Genomic DNA, 23,684 nt, shown 5'->3' with positions numbered 1-23,684 from the left:
GAGTAATTGGATATCTTCATTGAATTAATAGTTTTTAGACAGTGTACGATTATAAGTGAGTGTTGTAGTAGCATAAAATGTTACTATACGATGGTTACACTTTTAATCTATTTGATACTCCATTTAACTCAAAAGACGCATCAGAAGGTCTTTTGAGTTAACATAAGACTATTCTTAGAAATATTGAAGTAACATACTAAATAAAGAAAGCTTCTGTAAAGAAGCTTAAAAGAAGTCGTTATATAAGAAATTACAGGTTTACGTAACAGTTACCAGTGTTAACAATCGTATTTATTCAAATTGTGTTTCATATTTTTTTAATTTGTCCCATACAGCTAGAAAGTTATTCAAATTTTTTTTGTAGAGGTCAGTATTAGTTTGTAGGTATCTTCCAACCCTTTTTTTGGGGTCATAGAACATTAACGAGGCGATTCCTGGGTCTGAGCCACCGTGACCAATTAGATTTTGAGCTGTAATATCGAAAAAAACACCGCAATTATCACCGTTTGCTTCTTGTATAAGGACACCATCTAATGAACCAGTGAACGCTTCTTTATAAGATTTTTTTGTTAAAATAGTTCCTTCTCCAAGATAACCTTTAATAAGTTCAGATGCATATTTTGCCATATCACTGGACGAGGTTATCAATCCTCCATCTGGATAGGTAACCATAGAATATAAGGCGAGCCTCTTTTTTGATTTAGTATAGAGTCTAGAATGATTGTCAAAATCAACATCTTTAAACGACCAACCTGTGTTGTTCATTTGTAAGGGATCAAAAACATATTTTTGTGTAAAAGTTTTAAAATCTTCCTTAGTTGCTTGTTCTACAATATATGCCCCCAAAGTAGCAGCAATATTTGAGTAGTTATAATGTGTACCAGGTTTATATTTAAAGAAGCTTTTTGCCTTGTATGATTTACCACCTTTTACTAAGTAAGTTTCAAATAGTTCCTTCATAGAAATCATTTGGCCTGGTTTTCTGAAGTAAATTTTCTTTTTCTCAAGAGGTTTCTTTTTTTCTTTAAGAAAAAAATTGTTAAATCCATACCACAAATCCCTATCTCGAATACTCGATGTATGTGTTGTAATTTGTCTTATGGTTATAGTATCGTTTGGGTAGTAAGGATTTACTACTTGAAAAGGTAAGTAATCATTGATTGGATCATCCAAATTAAGTTTACCTAACTCCTGAGCTTTCAGCAATGCAATACCAATAAAGGTTTTGGAAACAGATCCTATATTTTGAATTGTATTTTTAGTATAATCTTTTTTTTCTTGTTTGTCAGAATACCCAAACCCTTTTTCATAAAGTGCTCCTTTATCATTATAAATGGCGACCGAAAAACCAACAAGTAATTTTTCTTTTACCAATTCATTTAACTCTCTTGTTAATTCAAGTGTCAAAGAGTCATTTTTTTGAGAGTAGGAAAGCGTTACATTGACTATGCACAAGAGAATAAATACAGTTTTTTTCATTTTTTAGAATTGTTAACGTATTCTTATACGGTAGGTTTACATCTTGTAAGGTACATATGCATTATACAAATTGAGTGTCCTTTTATTCATCTTTTAATTTTTTTTCAAAAATCGGAATTTAAAGAAAAACATCTTTTGATATATATCAAAAAATCAAAGTTCTTTTTCAGGTGCATTAAATCCGTGAAAAAATAGTCTTATCAAAAATAAAGCCCCGTCAAAAGAAAAATAGATCGTTGCTTAATTTTTAATTTAAAGTTTTCATTCTTTAAATTGACTGCATAATAAAAACCGTATGAATAGAGAAGTTTACGTACGGTTTTGTGAGAGGTTTGGAGGTGAAATTCCTTTTTTCTACTCGACTAGAAAACGTTTTATTTTGTCTCATTAATCAATTTTAAAATTTCATTGGCAACAAATTCCCCACTATTTGCAAAAGAGGCTGTTATCAACCTGTTTTCAGAATCTACGATTTCGTAGTTTATTTTCTTTTGGTGATTGTAAACTTTCAAATTAGCACCTCTACTTTTTAATTCTGTTTCCATATCATAAGGCAATAATTTACCAAAGTTAGATTGTTTCATTATGTTCTTTTCATTCCAAGTAGGAAAACTTGTCATTGTTTTATCTTTTACTAGGTATTCTCCAGATTTCAATTTTACGTTAATAAGGGTTGCAGTTCCGTGACCAATTGTCCCGATAATTCCTCCATAATCATAAATTTCAGATATAATTTTAAGAATATTATCATCTTTGTGAGTATCCCAAAACTGTCCATATCCACCAGGAATGATAACAGCCAAATATTCCTTTGGATTAATTTCGGTCGGTTTTAAACTGTTTTTCGTTTTACTTTTAAATAATTCATTTTTGATAATAGATTTTACTATGGTTGCAGTATCACCACTGTGATAAATCGGAATTTCTCCACCTTTTGGGGATACAATATCAATGTCGAAGTTTTTCTTAGAAAATTGATTGAAAGGAACTGCTAATTCAATCAGGTATGTTCCATTTGGTTCATTTTTCATTTCATTTACATTGGTGGCAATGAAAAGAATTTTAGTTTTCTCGTTTTTTTTATTGCAGGAAACGACTAAAAAAAATAGTACTAGTATTGTGAAAATTTGGTTCATATTTCTTAAATGGCTTACAACGTGTTTTGTATTGACTAGGAGATAAGTTACTAAAAGAAAACGAGTCAGAAGAAAATCCATAGGATTTTCCTAGTACATATTAGAACAAACAATGCATTATACAGGTAGATTATCAATTTACCTAACGATTGATTACATAATAAAAACCGTATGAATAGATAGATTTACGTATGATTTTGTGAGAGGTTTAGAGATGAAATTCCTTTTTTTCTACTCGACTAGTATTAATCTTTTCCAAACCCTTTTATTACAGTCCGTTCCGCAGTTTTAAAACTTTCTTCAATTTTTTGTTTTTCAACTTGGTCCAATAAACCTCTTTCTTCAAGGAATAGGTATAATTGTTTTTGGTCAACATTATCATTGTTAAAATACTTGTCCATTAAGCTTTGTTTCGCTTCTGATTTTAGGTTTTTTAGAAATGCAGAAAATGCTTTTTTGTTCGGAAGCCCGTTGTACATGGTTATATGAATTCCCCTTTCTGTTGGAATATAAATGTTATCTATCCTAAAGAAATAAGTTAAAAGAGAGAATACAATAGACATTATAAGGAATATTGGGATTGCTGGTTGTCCAAATGCGCTATTCTCACCAGTCGGAAAAAGACTTAGTATAAGCGCAACAATGCTTAAGACTGACAGAATCATAAAAGCCAGATTGTATTTTTTATACTTAGTGGCCTTTTTAAAGTTAAGTTCATCAAACTCAAAAAAGGTACTCTGTTGGCTAAACTTTTCCCGAAGAGTCCATTCAATTCCGTTGTCTCTAATCAAGAACTTATTAGTGTTTAATAATTTTCTTTGTTTTAACTCCATTTTTGAGATTAATGCTAACGTCAGTTTGTCTAAAAACCTTGTTATTTTGATTTTATTGGTTAAATATAAGTTGATTTAGGGATTTTTAAATAGAAACTACTTTTAATTTATTTAACCCAATTTTTCCTTTTTTCTTTAAAAACAAGTATTTTTTAGTTTTATGTGTCAATTTTGAGTCAATATGTCCCAAGTTTGGGATGCCTATATAATGTGATGGACCTATTTTACCTTCTGTTGGAGCGTTTTAATGAAAATTTAGACTTTGATGTCCCAAATTTGGGACTATATAGTCTAATGATGGGACATCAAAGTCTAAAATTGGGTGGTTGTTCTCTAATTTTGGGACATGTAGGTCTAAATTTGGGACCTTTGAGTCTAACGGAACGTCTTTTTGGTCCATCAGAGGGTCTTTTTTATTAAATCTTTACTATTTGACTAAAAATTGAGAAGTTTTTTCTTTTTATTCTTTGTAGCAATTACTATTTCTGTTTCAATCATACCTTCAAATTGTCTAACAATTATCTAATAAATCTAATGTTTTTTGATATAAAATGGTGTAAAAAGAACTTTTAAAGATGTTTTTTTAATCAAATAAAAAAGCTTAAAAACAACAAAACCCTCTACTTATAGAGGGTTTGAGTGTTGTGATCGCGACAGGATTCGAACCTGTGACCGTCTGCTTAGAAGGCAGATGCTCTATCCAACTGAGCTACGCGACCAATATGTCATTTGTAAGAGATATTAAAAACTAAAATCAGTTAATTTCTCTTTTATATTTTTTGCTGATACTTGACGTTTTCAGCGCCGCAAATATACAACACATTGGGATTTTTGCAAGTATCCTGATGATTTTTTTTAAAATATTTTTCGCTACCGATTTTCCTTCTTTTAATCAGGTGAAATAGCATTTTTGTAATTGATTGATTTTTAAAAGACTATTTGTGATGAGAAAGTTGATAATGCTTAAAAAAGGAAAAAGAAAAATCTCTTTATAGAATAAAAAACTAGTATAACGTTCTGAAGTATTCCAGAATATCACGCACCTGATCCTCTGTCAGTCCTTGATTCACCATTCTAGCACCATTGAATTCGGCCAATAAGTCTTTAGCTGTTTGATCTTGTTTAACCATTAATTGAGGATCAAGAATCATATTCATGATCCATTCAGGACTTCTTCTGTTCATAATTCCTTTTACAGAAGAACCAATAAACCTCCTATCTATTTTATGACATGCGGTACAAGTGGTTTTAAATAATACAGCACCCCTTTTTACCATTTCTTGATTGATTTTGGAGTCAAGTTTGATCGATTTTATTTTCCCAACACCTTTATTATCTAAAGTAATTCGTTGAGAAGCGGGAACTTTTTTAGAGGTTGGTTTTTGTACTTGTATTTCAGTTTTTGTCCTTTTTCCAATTGTTATTTGTGACTCTTTTTTTTCTTCTTTTCCACCACAACCTATTAGTATCATTGTTGTAATAAAGAAAACCAACCTATTAAATGTAATCATGTCAATGGATTTTAAATTATAATTTCCTTTTTTTAAGGAAACGTCATTATAAATGACAGTCACAAAATTAAAGGTAGGAAAAGGGGATAAATATGACAATTATCATAATTTAAGATAAATTAGTCTTTTATTTTTGAATTTGTAATTAACAGCGTACCATTTTGGGGACTTAGTATTGAAAAGTATATCAATAAATATTAAATAATTTTTATAATGAGATTAAAAAACAGCATTTCTATCTTACTTCTATTTATAGTCATTTTTTCAACTCAAACTCAGGCACAGCTTAGTGTAGATGCAGATTTGAGAACTCGTTTTGAATACCGTCATGGCTTTAACAACCTTTTTCCTGATAATGCAGAACCAGCCGCTTTTGTAGCACAACGTTCCAGATTAAATATTGGATATCAGGCAGAAAAGTTAAAATTATTTGTCAGTCTACAAGATGTGAGTACATGGGGAGATACCAGACAAATATTACCGATTGATGGTAATGATTCATTTTCTTTATTTCAGGCATGGGGTCAACTATTTGTAAATGAGAATTTGTCAGTAAAAGTAGGTAGACAAGTGATCTCTTATGATGACCAACGTATATTCGGAGGGTTAGATTGGGCGATGCAAGGACGTTTTCATGATGCTGCAATTATCAAGTATAAAAAAGAAGGCTTAATGGCAGATATAGGAGGGGCATTTAGTCAAGAAAATCAATCAAATGAAGGAAATGATTTTTCTATTCAAGGCTTTTTTACTTATAAAGCTATGCAATACGGGTACCTAAAAAAATCATGGGGAAATAGTTCTGCTAGCCTTTTGTTTTTGAACACAGGATTTCAAAAATATACAGGAACTAATAATGATGAACCAGATGGAGTTTTTTATAGACAAACTGCAGGATCTTATTTTACGCTCCCTATCAAAAAAATTAAGTTGTCAGGTAGTGCATATTACCAGTTCGGTAAAGCTGATGCAGTAACAGATTTAAGTGCCTATCAACTTTCTTTAGAAGGAACCTATAAATCAGAAAAAGTTTTATATGGTTTAGGGGTCGAAGTTTTAAGTGGTACAGACCAGGCAGGAGATGATAAGAATAAATCATTTTTCCCATTATACGGAACCAACCATAAGTTTAATGGATTTATGGATTACTTCTATGTAGGTAATCACGCAAACAATGTTGGACTCAATGATTTCTATGCAAAAATGATTTTTACCACAGGCAAGAAATCTAATCTACTACTAAAAGGACATTATTTTATGGCTAATGCTGATCTACTTGGAGATGAAGATAAATATTTGGGTACTGAAATTGATGTTGTTTTTAATCAGAAATTGATGAAAAATGTAAAATTAAACATAGGATATTCTCACATGTTTGCTTCAGAAAGTATGGGTATACTAAAAGGAAGACCTGATGATAATATAAATAACTGGGGATGGGTTCAATTAGTTATCAATCCAAACCTTTTCAAAGCCAATTTTAATAAAGGAAACCAATGAGTATATGACTTAGTTAGTTGATTGGAAAGGTATGACACATTTAATTAGTGCGTGCCTTTCTTTTTTGTATAAAACTACCTATAAAATCAATTGCTAATATGAAATAATTTAAGAAGACTGAGTAATTAATAAAAACATTTTTATTGATTTTGATAAGACAGATATCTGAGTGTATAATTAGCAATTTTTATTGATAGTATTTCTAATAAAATACAAAATTAGAAACATGATAAAAGTCATGTTTTGATGCTACTGTTTTGTACTGTTTTTATGACTAATTTCTTATGTAGAAATAGTATAAATAAGTAATTTAAGTAATTGATTTCCATGTAGTTGAGACGTGTTGTTGTGAGGCATGATAAATGTCATGTAATTCGGATAAAAATGTCTTAATTTTCGATATAAAAGTACAGTATTCTTGTAAAAAAGATGTAATAGCCCCTCTTGAAAAGTATTTTTCTGATACAGAAAAAATAGATAAAAAATAATAAAAAACAGACCATTAGTTATGCCTATAAAAAGTTATTTGGTACACCCGCATAGCGGTAGAAAAAAAGAACTTATTAAAGCACTATCGGTTATTGATCAGTGTCAAATAGTACCAGCAGAAAATAAAGAACTTATAGTACTTGTAACAGATACAGAAACTGGAAAAGAAGAAGAAAATCTTAAAGAAAAATTGGAAGCAATAGAAAGTTTAAAACTTTTGGCAATGGTTTCTGGATTTAACACACCATAAAAAATTAATGTATGTATACCTCCCTTTCTAACAGAAGAAGTTTTATAAAAAAGATGGCTATGTTATCTGCAATGACAGCAGCAGCATCGATGTTTCCGGGAATACTATTTGCCGATGAGCAAGAAAAAGGAATACCTGACAATGTAAATCTAAATTGGAAAAAAGGACCCTGTCGTTTTTGTGGAGTAGGTTGCGGGATTTTGGTAGGTACAGAAAACGGGAAAGCAGTAGCTGTAAAAGGTGACCCAAACTGCTCAGTAAACAAAGGATTACTGTGTGTAAAAGGGTATCACCAAATAATGTGTATACAATCTAAGGATAGATTAACTCACGCATTAGTAAAGAAAAATGGTCGTTATGTGCAAACACCTCTTGATGAAGCCTTAGATATTGTTGCCAATAAAATGAAAGAGACTATTGCAAGTCACGGAAAAGATTCTGTCGCGATGTATACCTCTGGGCAATCAACTATTCCTGAAGGTTATGTTGCTTCTAAATTGATGAAAGGAGCCATAGGGACAAATAATCTTGATTGCAACGCACGCCTTTGTATGGCAAGTGCTGTTGCTGGGTTCTTAACCTCTTTTGGTGCAGATGAGCCTATGGGATGTTATGAAGATATTGACCATGCAGATTACTTTGTTACTTGGGGAAATAATATGGCAGAAATGCATCCTGTATTATTCTCAAGAATGTTAGAACAAAAATCTCTGCGTGGTGCAAAGATTATTGATTTTGCAACAAGAACTACACGTTCAAGCACAGCGTCTGATAAGTCTATCTTGTTTGAACCACAAACAGATTTAGCAGTGGCAAATGCCATTTGTTATGAGATTATAAAAAATGGATGGGTAAATAAATCCTTTGTTGAAAAGCATTGTAGCTTTAGTAAGGGACTAACAAATATGGGGTATGGTCTAGAAGATAAGTATAAATTTAAAGATAAGCCAGAGAAAATTGATTTCGAAGCGTATAAGGAGTTCCTAAAAGATTATAGCCCTGAAAAAGTTTCTAAATATTCTAAAGTATCAGTAAAAGACATTAAATACTTGGCATCTATTTATGGAAACCCAAATAATAAAGTAGTCTCTTACTGGTGTATGGGAATGAACCAACATACACGTGGAACGTGGATGAATAATCTTGTTTACAACATTCATTTACTCACTGGAAAAATTTCGCAACCAGGAAACGGTCCTTTTTCATTAACAGGTCAACCTTCTGCTTGCGGTACTGCTAGAGAAGTAGGCACATTTACACACAAACTACCCAAAGGAGTTGTGATGAATAAAAAACACAGAGAACTGGCTGCTAAGATTTGGAAAGTGCCTGTTGAGCGTATTCCTTCAAAACCAACCTATCACGCTACAGAAATGTTTAGAGCTGTAGATCGTGGAGATATTAAGTTTATATGGACACAGGCTACTAATCCTTTGGTTTCATTACCTAAAACTGGTAGATATCGTCCAGCAATGGAAAAAAAATCATGCTTCGTAGTCGTTTCTGATGTGTTTCCAACACCTACTTCAGATGTTGCAGATGTTATCCTTCCAGCGGCTTGGCATATTGAAAAGAGTGGATTGTATGGTAACTCCGAGCGTAGAACTCAGCACTGGAATAAAATGGTAGAGGCTCCAGGAGAAGCAACAGCAGATGCTTGGATGTTTATTGAGGTAGCAAAGCGAATGGGGTATGGCGATTTATTTCCTTACAGCAAAGAAAATCATGTAGAAGAAATATACAACGAGTACAGACAATTTCACGAAGGTGCAAAACACGGAATGGCACCACTAGAAGTTCTCAAAAAAGAGTCTGGAGCGATTTGGCCTTATGTAAATGGAAAATCTACACAATGGCGATTTAATGCTAAATATGACCCTGCTTGTTCAAATGACGAAGCTTTTCATTTTTATGGAAAACCAGATGGAAAAGCCGTGATATGGCAACGCCCTTTTGAAGAAGCTCCTGAAAAACCAGATCAAGAATATCCTTTCTGGCTAAATACAGGACGTGTGGTAGAACACTGGCATACAGGGTCAATGACACGTAGAATACCTGTATTACACCAGGCTATGCCTAATGCATACGTAGAATTTCATCCAGATGATGCAAAAAAATTAGGGATTAGAAATGGAGAAAACATAAAAGTATCATCAAGAAGGGGTTCTTGCGTACTACCAGCATCCATCAATGAAAGAGGATTGCCAACAAAAGGACAAGTATTCGTGCCTTTCTTCGATGAAAATATGCTTATTAATGACGTTACACTAGATGCTTTCTGCCCGATTTCTAAAGAGCCAGATTATAAAAAATGTGCCGTTAAGGTTCAAAAAGTATAGGCTATGAGAAAAAGACTCGGAATCATATCATTTTTTGTAATCATCTTTATAGCGTTTATCGTTATTTGGAATTACAGTTATCAACAAGGATTAGAAGAAGCATATACGCCTATTATTGAAACTCCCACAGGGAAATATATTCCTTCTGAAAGTGGGGTTTTTAGACGATTTGATGATGCTGGATTGGGGTATGCAAATATACCCGTAGATGAAAACCACCAGCGTACGCTTAAAGACTATTATGATAATAGAGCCTATCCTGGTGCGCCACCAAGCATTCCTCATCCTGTCAAAAAGGAACGTAGTCTAGGAGGTAACACCTGTATACAATGTCATCAAAATGGTGGGTTTGTAGAAAAATTTAATGCGTATGCACCAGTGACACCACATCCAGAAATGGTTAATTGTCGCCAATGTCACGTAACAAAAAATACCAATACTACTTTTAAAGAGTTTGCTTTCGCGAAAGCGCAACCACCTAAAGTAGGAGAAGGGATCAACAATGCATTGTCAGGAAGCCCACCTATGATTCCTCATCAATTACAGATGAGAGAGAATTGTATTTCTTGCCATGCAGGGCCTAGCGCGCCCAAGGAAATAAGAGTGACACACCCAGAGAGGATTAATTGTAGGCAATGTCACTTACCATCAGTTATAGAACAAGTAGACCATAATGTTTTCTCAAGACAAACCAATTATGATGAATAAGAATCAGATATATAAACTGCTCATACTTTTTGTACTATCTGTGAGTATATCCTGCAAAGATAGTGAAGGAGAATATCATAGTGTTGTAGATAAAATAGAGCATAAAAGTAAAGGTTATCACGGAGTTTTAATTTCATCAGATAACCTATTAGAAGGAACAGATTTAATAAAGATAACAGAAGGGGAACATACATTTATGATACCCGAACGTAAAGGAAAAATTAAATCGTACTCATGTACAGAGTGTCACTCTAAACCACTCAATGAAATAAGAGGAGATCATAAGAGTAAAAAAGCACATTGGGATATCAAATTAGCGCATGCAAATACAAATGCAATGAATTGTGCTACTTGTCATAATGGAAACGATATGGATAATCTGGCTACGATAACTGGTAAAAAGGTGGATTTTAATAAGAGTTACCTGCTCTGTGCCCAATGTCATTCGTCACAATTTGATGATTGGAAAGGAGGAGCGCATGGTAAAAAAGTTGCAGGATGGGCACCCCCCAGAGCATCAATGACCTGTGTAAATTGTCACAACCCTCACCAGCCGCATTTTGAGAAAAAATGGCCAGCTAGACTCAATACACAAAAGATAAAGGAAAGAAAAGACCAATTAGGACACTAATACAACTACGATATGAGCGATAATAATAAATGGTATTCATTAAATCTAGGTACTCTCAAAAAGAAGTCTTCTTGTAGTTGTAATTCATCCTCAGGAGGATGTAGCAATCATTCTAAAGAGAAAGTAGAAGATAATACCACTATTCCTGATGGTGAACACAAAGATGGTTTTGATCAAGTGTTTGATGTACAAATGGGACGTCGTACTGCTTTCAAAAAATTAACAGCAAGTTTATTGATAGGAGCAGGAGCAGTTTCCTCCTCTTGTAGTGTAATAGCAGATGAGGAATCTAAAGAAAAAGCTCAAATTGATTGGGACGAACAGTTTAAAGGGAACTATAAATTGATGACCGATGGAGAAAAAAAGGCAACAGTAGATAGACTGGTTAGATCTTACCAATTGCGTACAGGTAAAACCATTAATATGACCTCAGAGAATGCACAAGAAGACGTACTTTTTGGATATGCATTTAATATTTCTAAATGCCAAGGGTATATGGATTGTGTGAATGCCTGTGTAGAAGAAAATAATCAAGACAGAAATTCTCAAATGCAATACATCCGTATTCATGAAATGAAAGACGGAAAAGGATTCAATTTTAATGAAGCAGATGATAATTACTATCATGAAGTCCCTGCAGAAGGGCATTTCTATATGGGAACTCAATGTTTTCACTGTGATAACCCACCATGTGTAGAAGTATGCCCTGTACAAGCAACCTGGCGAGAAGAAGATGGACTTGTAGTGGTAGATTATGATTGGTGTGTGGGATGTAGATACTGTATGGCCGCTTGTCCTTATGATGGGAGAAGGTTTAATTGGAGTGCACCAGAAGTGCCAGAAAATGAAATCAATAAAAACCAACATTATCTGGGAAATAGAATGCGTAAAAAAGGAGTAATGGAGAAGTGTACTTTTTGCGTACAACGCTCAAGAAAAGGACAAAACCCTGCTTGTGTAGAAGCATGCCCCACTGGAGCCAGAATATTTGGAAATCTTCTCGATCCCAATAGTACCATACGTTGGGTATTGGAAAATAAAAAGGTATTTAGATTAAAAGAAGATTTAGGCACAGAACCAAAGTTCTGGTACTTTATGGATTAATACTATAGAGAATAGTAGACCAAAAACACACACAAGATGAGACGACTTAAAGTTCTTAAAAATTTAATAACAGATAGTTTAGATATTACAACGCAAGGATCCAAGCGATATCATTTATGGATGGGGTTCTTGACCTTTGTAATGCTAGCAGGGATGTATTGTTATGCACAACAGATAGAACATGGATTGAGTGTTACAGGTATGACCGATCGTGTAAGCTGGGGACTGTACATTTCTAACTTTACATTTCTGGTGGGAGTGGCAGCTGCCGCTGTAATGTTGGTAATGCCAACATATGTACTAAAAGATATTGATTTTAAACAAGCAGTGCTTATAGGAGAAGGACTAGCCGTAGCCGCATTACTTATGTGTCTGGCATTTGTAGTAGCAGATATGGGTGGCCCCTCTGTATTATGGCATATGATACCAGTAGTTGGAGTATTTAATTTTCCAAACTCCATGCTTACATGGGATGTAATCGTACTTAATGGATATTTATTTATCAATATAACGATACCTTTTTATATCCTTTTTACGAGATATCAAGGTAAAGTGCCTAACCCAAAGGTATATATCCCTGGAGCGATTTTGTCGGTTTTTTGGGCAGTAGGAATTCATTTGGTAACTGCCTTTTTGTATCAAGGATTACAAGCACGCCCATTCTGGAATAATGCATTATTAGGCCCTAGGTTTCTGGCATCTGCATTTGCCGCAGGTCCCGCATTGATTATTTTGGTTTTGGCGGTGATTAGAGCATACACAGCTTTTAAAATAGAAGATAAAACCATAAAGAAAATAGCTACCATTGTTACAGTAGCAGCACAGATTAATTTAATCATGCTGGTATCAGAACTATTTAAAGAATTCTATGCGCCAACTCATCACAGTGAGAGTGCGTATTATCTATTCTTTGGACTTCATGGTAAAGATGCATTATTACCTTGGATATGGACTGCAATACCTCTTAATGTATTGGCAACAATACTACTAACATTTGGAAAATTAAGGAATAATCTAAAAGTACTGTATTTCTGTTGTTTTATTCTTTTTGTAGCCATTTGGATAGAAAAAGGGTTTGGGTTGATTGTACCTGGTTTTATACCTGGTCCTTATGGGAAAATTGCAGAATACACCCCCACAGGTATTGAGATAGGAGTGACTCTGGGAATTTGGGCTATGGGCGCCTTTATATTTACAATTCTAGCTAAAACCGCAATACGAATAGAAACAGGGAAACTTCGATTTAAAAAATGAAAAACTATTAAAATCACATAATAAATTAAAAAAAACAGTAACGAAATGGGCTAAACCAAAATTTAAATCATACGCATAATATGGTACAAATCATTGGAGTATAACTAATAGATAATATATAGAACTATGGAAACATTGGTGAATAAAAAAGTAGGGCAATTAGTTGCAGAAGATTATAGAACCGCAGCAGTATTCTCAAAATATGGAATTGATTTTTGTTGTGGAGGTGGAATAACAATAGAAAAAGCATGTATAAAAAATAAAGTAGACCAAAACAGTTTAGAAAAAGAACTTTTACAACTAAATGTAGTTGATAATGAGGTTGTAGCATATGATAAATGGGAACTGGATGTTTTGATAGATCATATCATAAATGTACACCATACCTATGTAAAGGAGAATGTAGCTATAATTTCTGAGTATGCAAACAAAGTTGCCAGGGTGCATGGGCATCATTATACAGAAGTAATAGAAGTAAATAAACTATTTCATGAAGTAGCAAATGAACTAGTATCACATTTACAGAAAGAAGAACAAGTGTTGTTTCCTTATATCAAGCAATTGGTAGCAGCAGAGAAAGGTTCTTTATACAATAGCCCCCCGTTTGGAACCGTAAATAACCCAATACGAATGATGGAGCATGAACATGAAGGAGCAGGTACTATTTTTAAAGAAATTTCTAGAGTAACAAACAACTATACACCTCCTCAAGAAGCCTGTACTACGTTTAAGGTACTGTATGCCAAACTAGAAGAATTCGAGAAAGATTTACATAAACATATCCATTTAGAAAACAATATTTTACACGTTAAGGCAATTGCATTAGAAAAAATAATGGTAGACTAAAATGTAACAATAAATTGTAGCACTTGAATTTTAAAAAAGAAATATTACCCAGTAAAAAATCCAGATGGAGAAGAATTGCTGTAGTATCAATAGGGATAATTACAGGTTTAGGATTTTTTATGGCAAAAGAAGCTTCACTGGTTTCTTATATGTCAGATGACCCATTGGCATGTGTAAATTGCCATGTAATGACACCCATGTATAATAGCTGGATGCATAGTTCACATAGAGAACAAGCCTCGTGCAATGATTGTCATGTACCCCATGATAATGTTTTTAATACCTATTTTTTTAAAGCAAAAGATGGGCTATTTCATGCTTCTGTTTTTACAGCAAGAGCAGAACCAGAAGTGATGTTTATGAGAGAAGCCTCACAAGAAGTAGTACAAGACAATTGTGTTCGATGTCATATACAACAAGTAACCCAAGTCAAATATGATGGATGGTTAGAAAACCACGCAGAAAGTAGAACCGACAGAAAATGTTGGTCCTGTCATCAAGAATTACCACACGGCACTGTTCACGGTATTTCGACAATACGAAATAATATATCACCGATTCCAACAGACAGTACAAAAACGGTAATCCCAGAATGGTTACATAAACAAATTAAAGAAAAGCAAACAAAAAAGTAGCATAATGAAAAACAAAGTATTATTTATTGTAACGGTAGTCGTAGTTTTTTTATTAGGATTGCTCGCTTCTAGTATTGTAAATAGAAAAAATGAAGCGAAATACAAATATGTTCCCCAAGTCGATATTAGTGCAAATGAGCCTAGAAATGATGAATGGGGGAAAAATTTTCCACAAGAATATCAATCATTTTTGCAAACAGAACAAAATGATTTTGAGTCCTATCAAGGAGGCTCAAAAATGAGAGATATGCTAGAAGAAGACACACGATTGGTTGTTCTTTGGGCAGGGTATGGATTTTCTAAAGATTACAGTCAAGGGCGAGGACACCAATACGCTATAGAAGATATACACAATTCCTTGCGTACTGGGGGCCCAAAAGGAAATGGAGATGGTCCTATGCCAGCAACCTGCTGGACATGTAAAAGCCCAGATGTACCTAGATTGATGAATGAAATTGGGATTGATGAATTCTATAAAGGAAAATGGGCAGATAAAGGAGAAGAAATTGTCAACCCGATTGGATGCGCAGATTGTCATGATTCAAAAACAATGAAATTGACTATTACACGTCCCGCATTGGTAGAAGCTTTTGAATCGATGGGAAAAGATATTAATAAAGCAACCCATCAAGAAATGAGGTCCCTAGTATGTGCACAATGCCATGTAGAATACTATTTTAATAAAAACATCCCTGGTAAAGAAGGAATACCTTATTTAACTCTTCCTTGGAAAAACGGAATGTCTGTAGATGCTATGGAGAAATATTATGATGAAATAGAGTTCAAAGATTGGACTCATAAATTGAGTAGAGCTCCTATGCTAAAAGCACAACACCCAGGATATGAAACTTATTTAACAGGAGTGCATGCAGATCGAGGCGTTTCTTGTGCAGATTGTCATATGCCATACAAAAGTGAAGGAGGACAGAAATTTACAGATCACCATATACAATCTCCTATGAATAATGTAGCAAATTCTTGTCAGGTTTGCCACCGTGAAGAAGCCGAGAAGTTAAGAGCAAATGTATATGAGCGACAACAAAAATCTACAGATAGTAGATTAAAACTAGAAGATGCCATCGTAAGAATGCATATTGAAGCCAAGAAATGTTGGGATCTGGGAGCAACAGAAGAACAAATGGAATCCATCTTATTAGATATTCGTCATGCACAATGGCGTTGGGATTATGCTGCAGCATCTCATGGAGCTTCATTTCACGCCCCAGTTGAGATTGGTAGAGTAATTAGTAGTGGTTTGGATGTAGCTACAGAAGGAAGAGTAAAATTAGCCCGTCTATTGGCAGATTTAGGATATAATAAACCTGTAGAGATGCCTGATATCTCAACCAAAGAAAAAGCACAGGAATATATTGGTTTGGATATAGAAAAGCTAACCAAAGAGAAAAATGAATTCAAAAAGAATTTATTACCAAAATGGTTAGAAACAGCCGAAAAACGAGAAGAAACATACGGTAGTAAATAAAATGTAATAATTCAATCGTTTGCAAGCTCTTTGTAATGATAAACCAAATGTATAAGTAGATAAAAAGATGGCCTTTTTGAGTTCAATCAACTTCAAGAAACCTCTTTTTATCAAACCCGAAGTATACTATGAAATATCTTTTCGTATCGTGTATACTATAAGCTTATTATAAAAGAAGTTTATAGTATATATGATATGAGTATTCGGGATATAAAAACCAACAAATGCAAAAACTATATAAATTTCTTTCTTCATCTTCTTTAGCACTATTATTACTACTTGTTTTTGCCATTGCCATGGCAGTAGCAACTTTTATAGAAAATGATTATGGAACCGCAGTAGCATGGAAAAGTATTTATGATGCTTGGTGGTTTGAGATGGTAATGCTAGGACTCACTATAAGTTTTATAGCTAATATTTATAAGTATAAGTTAGTAACCAAAAAGAAATGGGCAGTGCTGCTTTTTCACATTGCATTTATATTTATAGTATTAGGTGCAGCAATTACCAGATACACTTCATATGGGGGGATTATGCGTATTAGAGAAGGAATGTCTTCTAATGTAATTATTTCTGATACCAATTTGCTAATAGCTACTGTAAGTAACGGAAAGACTAGTGAAACGGTTCAAAAGAAATTAAGTTTTTCTCCATTGGGGAATAATGATTTTGAAGTATCAACCAAGCTAAAAGATAAACCAGTAACTATTTCTTTTAAAGAGTATGTGGCAGATGCTTCTCCTGAAGTAATAACAGATAGTATTCATGGAACCCCATTATTAAAGATGGTGGTAAGTGCAGGGAATGGTAGAAATACTATTTACCTTAAAAAAGGAGAAATAGAAAAAATAGGACAGCACCAACATGAAGTTGGTTTTGAGTCTGATAAAGAGGGAATTATAAATATTCGCGAAGAAAAAGGAGCATTTAAAATATTAGCACCACATGGACTCGATTTTTTTATCATGGCAAATCAGCAAGCTGGTAAAATAAAAGCAGATAGCTTGCAGAATATTTCTTTGCGCACACTTTTTCGAGCAGGTGATTTTTCATTTGTACCCACATCATATCATCCTAAAGGAAAATTTAAACTGGTAAGTGCTATAAAAGAAAGGACAGATAACGATAAAAGCCTTGATGATGCTTTGATCGTAGAAGTAGCTGTTGGAGATGAAATTAAAGAGGTAAACTTACTGTATAGAGAAGGTTTTTTACCTATAAAACACCAAATAGATTTTGGTAAAAATACGCAAGTGACTCTCTCTTATGGAGCAGGAGCGATAAAAACCCCTTTTACAATACAATTAGACGATTTTCAATTAGAGCGCTACCCTGGCTCATCTAGCCCTTCGGCTTATGCTAGCGAGGTGGTAGTGCTTGATAATAAAAAAGAAATACCGTATAGAATTTTTATGAATAATGTTTTAGATTATAAAGGATATCGTTTTTTTCAAGCTAGTTATGATACAGACGAAAAAGGTACAGTACTATCTGTAAATCATGATAGTGCAGGCACTTGGATTACGTATTTGGGGTATTTATTAATGGGGATTGGTATGTTCTTTACTTTTTTTGGTAAAAAATCACGTTTTCAGACAGTACATAGAAAATTAAAAAAGACAAAGCATAAAGCGTTCATAACTACATTACTTACCTTATTTTTCACATTGTATTCTTCATCTGCACAAACGATAGAAGATAGTATAGATAAACAATCAATCGAAAAAATTGTTCTATCCCAACAAATAGAAGAGAAGCAGGCTGATTTATTTGGGCGTCTGATGGTTCAGGATCTTGATGGGCGAATCAAACCTATACATACCTTGGCCTCAGAGTGTATTCGTAAAATTTCGAGAAAATCATATTTTGCGCACCCTGTTGGACAAAAAACGGTAACACTAAATGTAAATCAAGTATTTTTAGGAATGCACGCTACTCCGCAATTATGGCAACAAATTCCAATTATTAAAGCAGATACTAAGAAAACGGGAGATATATTGAATAATATATCGATCGGTAAAAACGGACTGATAGCATTTGTAAGCTTTTTAGACCCTCAAGGAAACTATATATTGTCGGACGCGGTAGAAACAGCAAATCAAAAGAACCCCGCAGAGCGTACCGAATTTGATAAAGAGGTCTTAAAAATAGATGAGAAGTTTAATATTTTGTATAATCTGTTTACCGGGAATTATTTGAAAGTATTTCCAAACAAAAATGATGCTAATAATACATGGTATAGTTACACACATCATTTTAATGATTTTACAGAAGAAGATGGGCGTTTTGCGAAACATATTTTACCTAGCTATTTTAATGATGTAACGTCAAAAAAATACAACGAAGCCTATCAAAAGCTTACCTATATAAAGAAGTATCAAGAAGTATTGGGAGCATCTATTATACCTAATAATAAACGTATAGAAGCAGAGTTGTGGTATAATAAGGCAAATGTAAATTTTTGGTTGTTTCAGTTATATTTTGTGTTGGGAGTGGTTTTGTTATTTCTGGCGGTACTAAAAATGGTTTCTCAGAAAAAATGGATTCGACTTTTTTGGAATGGATTGGTTATTATCACATTAATTTCTTTTTTATGTTTTACAGGTAATATCATTTTACGGTGGTATGTAGCCCAACATGCCCCATGGAGTAACGGGTATGAGATGTTGGTATTTGTAGCTTGGTGTTTGTTACTCAGTGGCTTGGTTAGTTTTAGAAAATCTGATTTTGTATTACCACTAGCAACATTGTTTACAGGAGCATTATTATTTGTGAGTTATTTGGATTGGTTAAATCCAGAAATTACCAATTTGATGCCTGTATTAAAGTCTTATTGGTTAAAAATTCATGTAGCAACCATTGTAAGTAGCTATGCACCTTTGGCATTATCTGCAATTTTAGGAGTAATGGCTTTACTATTGATGTTGTTTAAAACAGAAAAAACAAAAGAAGTGATAGCTATAAAAATAAAAGAGATTACCTATATCAGCGAGCTTTCTATGACTATTGGTCTTTTTGTATTGGCTATCGGAACATTTTTAGGAGGAGTATGGGCAAATGAGAGCTGGGGGCGTTATTGGGCATGGGATCCCAAAGAAACCTGGGCACTGATTAGTATTATTGTCTACGCAATTGTATTACACTTACGTTTTATCCCAGCACTAAATAATAGTTTTGTATTAAATGTAGCCAGTATGTTTGCCTTTTGGTCAATTATAATGACTTCTTTTGGAGTAAATTACTACTTGTCTGGCTTACATAGTTATGCAGCAGGTGATTCTGTACCGATTCCTGATTTTGTATATGTTAGTTTTATAGGAATGGTATTGCTTACAACCTTAGTGGGTTATAAACGTAGAAATAAAATACAAAAGACCACCAAAGGCAGAGTAGTTTTGAATTGATTTAAAACATTATAATAAAGTACTTTTATGACTCAAGAGGTGTGAAATAAGTATTTATGTAGTGCATATTTACATCATAAACCACACTATATCATAAGATAAGTGTGGTTTTTCTTTGATGCAGTACTGATTTTAAGGGATCTTTTTATTTTAAAATCAGTACGAAATATGAGTTCATAAAATACTTTCCTTAGATTTGTTTCTATAAAAATACTTGATGATACATAGTTACCTGAGTGATACACAAGAAAAAGCGGTTAGAAATCTTGGCTTTTTAGCACTGTTATTATTGATTTTAGGAGGGGTCAGGTATTATGTCAGTGAATATACTCCAGATACAGAACAGTACACCATATTATGGAAAACTATAAACTGGTTGTTCAGTACATTAATTTTTGGGTGGTATTTTTATAAAAATAAAAAATATAGCGCTGGAATTTTGATTCAGTTGTTATTTATTCCATTCTACATTTTAAAAGTACCTTTGTACTACTACATTGATTATCATACAAATTTTGATAACAGTTATCTTATATATAAAACTATTTATGGGATTACTTTGACATTACCAGTATTATGGTTTGCATTGCGATACTTGAAATGCGAAAAACAAGCATATTCAATAAAAACAATGATGAGGTATAGTGTATTCTCTATGATAGCTATCCTTCTTATTTTAAGTAATCTGAATGGTATTTTTAAATATTTGCAGTTTGTAACTTTTGATCCTCCCTATATAAAAGACATCTTTTATGGCTTTATTTTATGTGTCAGAGTTATAAAATTACTGTGTATATTCATAGGGTTTTTGTACATGTCTAATAAACTGGTAAGTATAAAACAACTGATGCACCCTATACCAAAATCTGTTGTTACAAAACGTTTTTTTGGATATGGAAGTATCGTGAGTTACACACTTATTTTTATTACTTTTCTGGGTATAGGAAAAGAATTTATTTCTATTAATTTTTCATTTTCTGATCCTGAATATATTGATATATTTAAACATTTTGCAAATATAATTACCTTGATTCTTAGTGCTGTTTTTTTAGGAAATTTAATACAATATAGAGGGTATTCTCTAAAAAAATATTTTGGAATTGTCGGTACTTTATCATTGCTTCCTGTTTTGAATAGTATTGTCTTTTTGATCTTTACACGTTCTCAAAAAAGTAAAAAATCAATCCATCAATATTATAGTAAACTTGGTAAGAATACAAATATTCACCTTACTATATTCTCGATTCTATTTGCATTATATTCTTTTATAGAAAAGGATGAAATAGTTAGTGTAATTAATATTCTAATTATGATTATTGTGGTATTGATTTTGAGCACTGCAAAGAAAAATATTTTGATGATATCTACTACTGTTGCTATATTATTTCTTGGTATTGAATTTTATGAATATCGTGAGTATTCTGATGTTTTTAAACTTTTTAAAGAAAAAATAATCACTATCCTGTGTTTTGCATTGCCGTCTTTGGTGGCGATATATTACTCATTGTATTATGTGTTGCATAAATCTTTTTATACTGATAAAAAAGAAGGAGAGCAATTTTTTGAGGAGTTTCAATCTGAAACATAATAGTTAATTGTACTTAAAACTAAACTCTCAAATAAAATAATTAATGATTGAAAAACTTCAAAACAATAACATAGAAATATCAAACCAAATACATTCTGTTTTTCAATTATCGTATACTGTTGAGGCTAAATTGTTAGATACAACTGATTTTCCACCACTTAAAAGACCTCTTGAAAGTTATCTGAAAAGCGATAATATGTTCTTCGGATATCTTGAAAACACTGAATTAGCTGGAATCATTGAGGTCGAATTTACCAATAAATGTACAAACATTAATAGCTTGGTAGTAACTCCGAAATTTTTTAGACGTGGAATAGCGAAAAAGTTATTAGAGTTTATTTTCAATAGATTTGATTCTGAACTTTTTATTGTTGAAACGGGTGTTAATAATAAACCAGCTACTGAATTATATAAAAAGCTTGGTTTCAAAGAAATTAAACAATGGGATACAGACTTCGGAATTCGAAAAATACTATTTGAAAGACGAATAAATAACTAAGAACAACAGGGCTATAAATTAATACTGGTTTTGGGGCTTAACCCAAAGGATGAAGCTTAAATCAAGTCCTTCAATTTTTTTAGATTTATAAATCGCTTTTATTGTATATTTTGGTACTCGTAATCCTTTGGTTAATTTTAAAATGAAAAGATAAAAAAATAACAAGGTGCTTAATCAAAGATTAGTAGCTTTTAATCTTACACTTACCATAGGCGAGGCGATATACTTTATTATTTTTTCCTTAAAACGATAGCAATATTGTCACTAGGGAAATCATCTTTTATTTCATATAATTTAAAATCAAATGTGTATTTCCCATTATCAGGAGCAGTGAATATATAGCTTTCCCTTTCAAAACTCCAAGTATAATAATATACTCGTCCTTCCTCATCGGCTTCATCACTATTAGAGTTATAACTCTCATCCTTATTCTTGGAAGAAGAAATAGTATGTGTTAAATATATGTCATCAAGGATTGCAAATTTACCAAAGTCCAAAGTTTCTCCATCTTTTTCGATATGGTATTTAATTTCGAAATCTGATTCCTTGCCCTCTGTGTATTTCATCTCGGCTTTAGACCAAATAGTAATGACATCTCCTTGTTTTAGATCCATATCTGTGCTAGAGTTGATCATTCCTTTTTGTAGAGGAACTTCCTCGAGTTTCTCTCCGATTACATTACATGAAATAAGGTGGGTGAATAGGAGTATCAAAATGACTCTTTTTGTTATTTTACTTGCCATAGATTCTTGTTTTTAATGCTTTATGTGATTACTCTACTTTTAGTGTTTTGTGTGCTGCAAAGTAATTGAACATTTTGATGTAAAAATCTGGATTGTCAGGATTTTTAGCTCGTATATAAAAGACTTTATCTCCTTCAGTAATTCTACATATAATAAACTTATTTTTTATAATACTGTCATCATAAGCAGTTTTTTCTTCCTCGATACTATAGACGTTTTTTTCTTTGAAAATCGTATATGTATTTTGTGCATAAATAGATATTACATGATGTGAAATATCGGTATGGCCATATTTAAAAGCGGTAATTATTTCTTTGTCTTCTTGTGCAATAGCTTCAAAGAGTTTCATTACTTTTTTATCAGTTTCTATCGAAGAACGATATAAGGAAACATAGGTGTAATTACCATCACTTCTAGGGGTAATAAATTCATCAATATCCATGAAAACTTTCATCTCTTTAGGAAAAGAATGAAATAGCTTTATAAATTTATTAGTTTCAACAAGAGGTTTTCTATTAACATAATCCTTCCATGAATCAAAAATTATTCCTTCCTGTTCAATAGGAGCTTTATGAAGATTACGAGCATTTCGTAGCATGTAATAGGTAATTTCTTCTGTTTCGAGAGGGGTTAAATCTCTAAAGCCTAAAGTTTCTCCGTGATAGATGGTATAAGTGTTTATCTCTCTATTATATTGATAATAAATTATATGAGATGATCTGTAGTCTTTCCAAATTATACTGTTACTATCTTCATAATAAATGCTATCCGTTTCTTCTAGGTTGAATTCTTTTATCTTAGGTATTGTTAACAGGTCTGGCGTATCATTAGTAACGAGTAAGACATTTTCATTGATCATATTTTCATTAGAAAACGAACTCTTTAACTCTATTTGGATAAGGTTATTATTCTCTGTTGAGATATCTAAATCAGCTAATTGCCATTCAAAATATGACTCATCCGAAAAAAAAACACGAGTATCATAATTAGTGGGAATACTAATTGATGGAACGGAATCCAACTGTTCACGTTTTAGGTTAATTGGTGTAGTTAAGATACGTTGAATTCTCTCTTTTGATAAAGTTTTGAGATTGTTTTTTTCTTTTGTGTCTACTTTTGCCTTAGTAGTGTTGTCTGTTTTTGAACAACTGACCAGTATTAATATAGATAACGTTAAAATAATGATCTTATTCATAGATATTTGTTTGCACAAATGTAATTTTTTAATTCTCAATATAAGTATCATATTTCT

General features: G+C 32.8%; 19 protein-coding genes and 1 tRNA gene. 13 read left to right on the top strand and 7 right to left on the bottom strand.

Annotation, left to right across the window (positions count from 1 at the left end; all coding sequences use genetic code 11):
- Positions 1–291 precede the first annotated feature (291 nt).
- From DG508_RS01030 to DG508_RS01005, 5 genes are all read right to left on the bottom strand, one after another.
- Positions 292–1,479 carry a serine hydrolase domain-containing protein gene (locus DG508_RS01030; protein WP_108866365.1) on the bottom strand — a complete coding sequence of 396 codons (1,188 nt, stop codon included), beginning with the start codon at positions 1,477–1,479 and terminating at the stop codon, positions 292–294.
- 374 nt (positions 1,480–1,853) lie between these two features.
- Complete coding sequence (locus DG508_RS01025; RefSeq protein ID WP_159090576.1) at positions 1,854–2,510, bottom strand: DJ-1/PfpI family protein; 657 nt, start codon at positions 2,508–2,510, stop codon at positions 1,854–1,856.
- A gap of 350 nt (positions 2,511–2,860) precedes the next feature.
- Positions 2,861–3,448: a hypothetical protein gene (locus tag DG508_RS01020; RefSeq protein WP_108866363.1), complete on the bottom strand. Its 588-nt coding sequence runs from the start codon at positions 3,446–3,448 to the stop codon at positions 2,861–2,863.
- Between the two features lie 645 nt (positions 3,449–4,093).
- A tRNA-Arg gene (locus DG508_RS01010) sits at positions 4,094–4,167 on the bottom strand.
- A gap of 285 nt (positions 4,168–4,452) precedes the next feature.
- The gene (locus tag DG508_RS01005) at positions 4,453–4,959 is read right to left on the bottom strand and encodes a c-type cytochrome (protein WP_108866369.1); all 507 of its coding nucleotides are present in this window, start codon (positions 4,957–4,959) and stop codon (positions 4,453–4,455) included.
- 213 nt (positions 4,960–5,172) lie between these two features.
- Between DG508_RS01005 and DG508_RS01000 the strand changes: the two genes are divergently transcribed.
- From DG508_RS01000 to DG508_RS00940, 13 genes are all read left to right on the top strand, one after another.
- A complete protein-coding gene (locus tag DG508_RS01000) occupies positions 5,173–6,459 on the top strand; it encodes an alginate export family protein (protein ID WP_108866361.1) in 1,287 nt (428 codons plus the stop codon).
- A 508-nt stretch (positions 6,460–6,967) separates the two neighbouring features.
- Positions 6,968–7,198, top strand: coding sequence for a hypothetical protein (locus DG508_RS00995; RefSeq protein WP_108866360.1), 231 nt, complete (start codon positions 6,968–6,970; stop codon positions 7,196–7,198).
- A gap of 11 nt (positions 7,199–7,209) precedes the next feature.
- Positions 7,210–9,537 (top strand): molybdopterin-dependent oxidoreductase, encoded by a 2,328-nt coding sequence (locus tag DG508_RS00990; protein WP_108866359.1) that lies wholly within the window; start codon positions 7,210–7,212, stop codon positions 9,535–9,537.
- A gap of 3 nt (positions 9,538–9,540) precedes the next feature.
- Positions 9,541–10,245, top strand: coding sequence for a multiheme c-type cytochrome (locus DG508_RS00985; RefSeq protein ID WP_108866358.1), 705 nt, complete (start codon positions 9,541–9,543; stop codon positions 10,243–10,245).
- Positions 10,235–10,876, top strand: a complete 642-nt coding sequence (locus tag DG508_RS00980; protein ID WP_108866368.1) for a cytochrome c3 family protein — start codon at positions 10,235–10,237, stop codon at positions 10,874–10,876. The genes DG508_RS00985 and DG508_RS00980 overlap by 11 nt, the downstream gene beginning before the upstream one ends.
- Positions 10,877–10,888: 12 nt before the next feature.
- Entirely contained in the window at positions 10,889–11,980 is a 1,092-nt protein-coding gene (locus tag DG508_RS00975; protein ID WP_108866357.1) for a 4Fe-4S dicluster domain-containing protein, read from the top strand.
- Positions 11,981–12,016: 36 nt separating this feature from the next.
- Positions 12,017–13,234, top strand: coding sequence for a sulfate reduction electron transfer complex DsrMKJOP subunit DsrP (gene dsrP / locus DG508_RS00970; protein WP_108866356.1), 1,218 nt, complete (start codon positions 12,017–12,019; stop codon positions 13,232–13,234).
- Between the two features lie 126 nt (positions 13,235–13,360).
- Positions 13,361–14,080, top strand: a complete 720-nt coding sequence (gene ric, locus DG508_RS00965; protein ID WP_108866355.1) for an iron-sulfur cluster repair di-iron protein — start codon at positions 13,361–13,363, stop codon at positions 14,078–14,080.
- Positions 14,081–14,103: 23 nt separating this feature from the next.
- Complete coding sequence (nrfH, locus tag DG508_RS00960; RefSeq protein WP_108866354.1) at positions 14,104–14,715, top strand: cytochrome c nitrite reductase small subunit; 612 nt, start codon at positions 14,104–14,106, stop codon at positions 14,713–14,715.
- A 4-nt stretch (positions 14,716–14,719) separates the two neighbouring features.
- Entirely contained in the window at positions 14,720–16,198 is a 1,479-nt protein-coding gene (gene nrfA / locus DG508_RS00955; protein WP_108866353.1) for an ammonia-forming cytochrome c nitrite reductase, read from the top strand.
- A gap of 224 nt (positions 16,199–16,422) precedes the next feature.
- Positions 16,423–19,602 (top strand): cytochrome c biogenesis protein CcsA, encoded by a 3,180-nt coding sequence (locus tag DG508_RS00950; protein ID WP_108866352.1) that lies wholly within the window; start codon positions 16,423–16,425, stop codon positions 19,600–19,602.
- A gap of 217 nt (positions 19,603–19,819) precedes the next feature.
- A complete protein-coding gene (locus tag DG508_RS00945) occupies positions 19,820–21,190 on the top strand; it encodes a hypothetical protein (RefSeq protein ID WP_108866351.1) in 1,371 nt (456 codons plus the stop codon).
- A gap of 43 nt (positions 21,191–21,233) precedes the next feature.
- Complete coding sequence (locus tag DG508_RS00940; protein ID WP_108866350.1) at positions 21,234–21,689, top strand: GNAT family N-acetyltransferase; 456 nt, start codon at positions 21,234–21,236, stop codon at positions 21,687–21,689.
- Between the two features lie 230 nt (positions 21,690–21,919).
- Here DG508_RS00940 and DG508_RS00935 read toward each other — a convergent pair whose 3' ends face one another.
- Positions 21,920–22,432, bottom strand: coding sequence for a hypothetical protein (locus DG508_RS00935; protein WP_108866349.1), 513 nt, complete (start codon positions 22,430–22,432; stop codon positions 21,920–21,922).
- 28 nt (positions 22,433–22,460) lie between these two features.
- On the bottom strand, positions 22,461–23,627 hold the full coding sequence (locus DG508_RS00930) for a hypothetical protein (protein ID WP_108866348.1): 1,167 nt from the start codon (positions 23,625–23,627) through the stop codon (positions 22,461–22,463).
- Between the last annotated feature and the right edge of the window lie 57 nt (positions 23,628–23,684).

Origin of the sequence: Aquimarina aquimarini, assembly GCF_900299535.1 — a bacterium.
Classification (GTDB): domain Bacteria; phylum Bacteroidota; class Bacteroidia; order Flavobacteriales; family Flavobacteriaceae; genus Aquimarina; species Aquimarina aquimarini.
Note: the sequence above shows the minus strand (reverse complement) of the source record. Positions and strands in the feature narration are given on the sequence as shown.

Bases quoted from the DNA above. Each gene is read 5' to 3' on its own strand.
- DG508_RS01030 (WP_108866365.1), bottom strand. From the start codon at position 1,479: ATGAAAAAAACTGTATTTATTCTCTTGTGCATAGTCAATGTAACGCTT.
- DG508_RS01025 (WP_159090576.1), bottom strand. From the start codon at position 2,510: ATGAAAAATGAACCAAATGGAACATACCTGATTGAATTAGCAGTTCCT.
- DG508_RS01020 (WP_108866363.1), bottom strand. From the start codon at position 3,448: ATGGAGTTAAAACAAAGAAAATTATTAAACACTAATAAGTTCTTGATT.
- DG508_RS01005 (WP_108866369.1), bottom strand. From the start codon at position 4,959: ATGATTACATTTAATAGGTTGGTTTTCTTTATTACAACAATGATACTA.
- DG508_RS01000 (WP_108866361.1), top strand. From the start codon at position 5,173: ATGAGATTAAAAAACAGCATTTCTATCTTACTTCTATTTATAGTCATT.
- DG508_RS00995 (WP_108866360.1), top strand. From the start codon at position 6,968: ATGCCTATAAAAAGTTATTTGGTACACCCGCATAGCGGTAGAAAAAAA.
- DG508_RS00990 (WP_108866359.1), top strand. From the start codon at position 7,210: ATGTATACCTCCCTTTCTAACAGAAGAAGTTTTATAAAAAAGATGGCT.
- DG508_RS00985 (WP_108866358.1), top strand. From the start codon at position 9,541: ATGAGAAAAAGACTCGGAATCATATCATTTTTTGTAATCATCTTTATA.
- DG508_RS00980 (WP_108866368.1), top strand. From the start codon at position 10,235: ATGATGAATAAGAATCAGATATATAAACTGCTCATACTTTTTGTACTA.
- DG508_RS00975 (WP_108866357.1), top strand. From the start codon at position 10,889: ATGAGCGATAATAATAAATGGTATTCATTAAATCTAGGTACTCTCAAA.
- dsrP (WP_108866356.1), top strand. From the start codon at position 12,017: ATGAGACGACTTAAAGTTCTTAAAAATTTAATAACAGATAGTTTAGAT.
- ric (WP_108866355.1), top strand. From the start codon at position 13,361: ATGGAAACATTGGTGAATAAAAAAGTAGGGCAATTAGTTGCAGAAGAT.
- nrfA (WP_108866353.1), top strand. From the start codon at position 14,720: ATGAAAAACAAAGTATTATTTATTGTAACGGTAGTCGTAGTTTTTTTA.
- DG508_RS00950 (WP_108866352.1), top strand. From the start codon at position 16,423: ATGCAAAAACTATATAAATTTCTTTCTTCATCTTCTTTAGCACTATTA.
- DG508_RS00945 (WP_108866351.1), top strand. From the start codon at position 19,820: ATGATACATAGTTACCTGAGTGATACACAAGAAAAAGCGGTTAGAAAT.
- DG508_RS00940 (WP_108866350.1), top strand. From the start codon at position 21,234: ATGATTGAAAAACTTCAAAACAATAACATAGAAATATCAAACCAAATA.
- DG508_RS00935 (WP_108866349.1), bottom strand. From the start codon at position 22,432: ATGGCAAGTAAAATAACAAAAAGAGTCATTTTGATACTCCTATTCACC.
- DG508_RS00930 (WP_108866348.1), bottom strand. From the start codon at position 23,627: ATGAATAAGATCATTATTTTAACGTTATCTATATTAATACTGGTCAGT.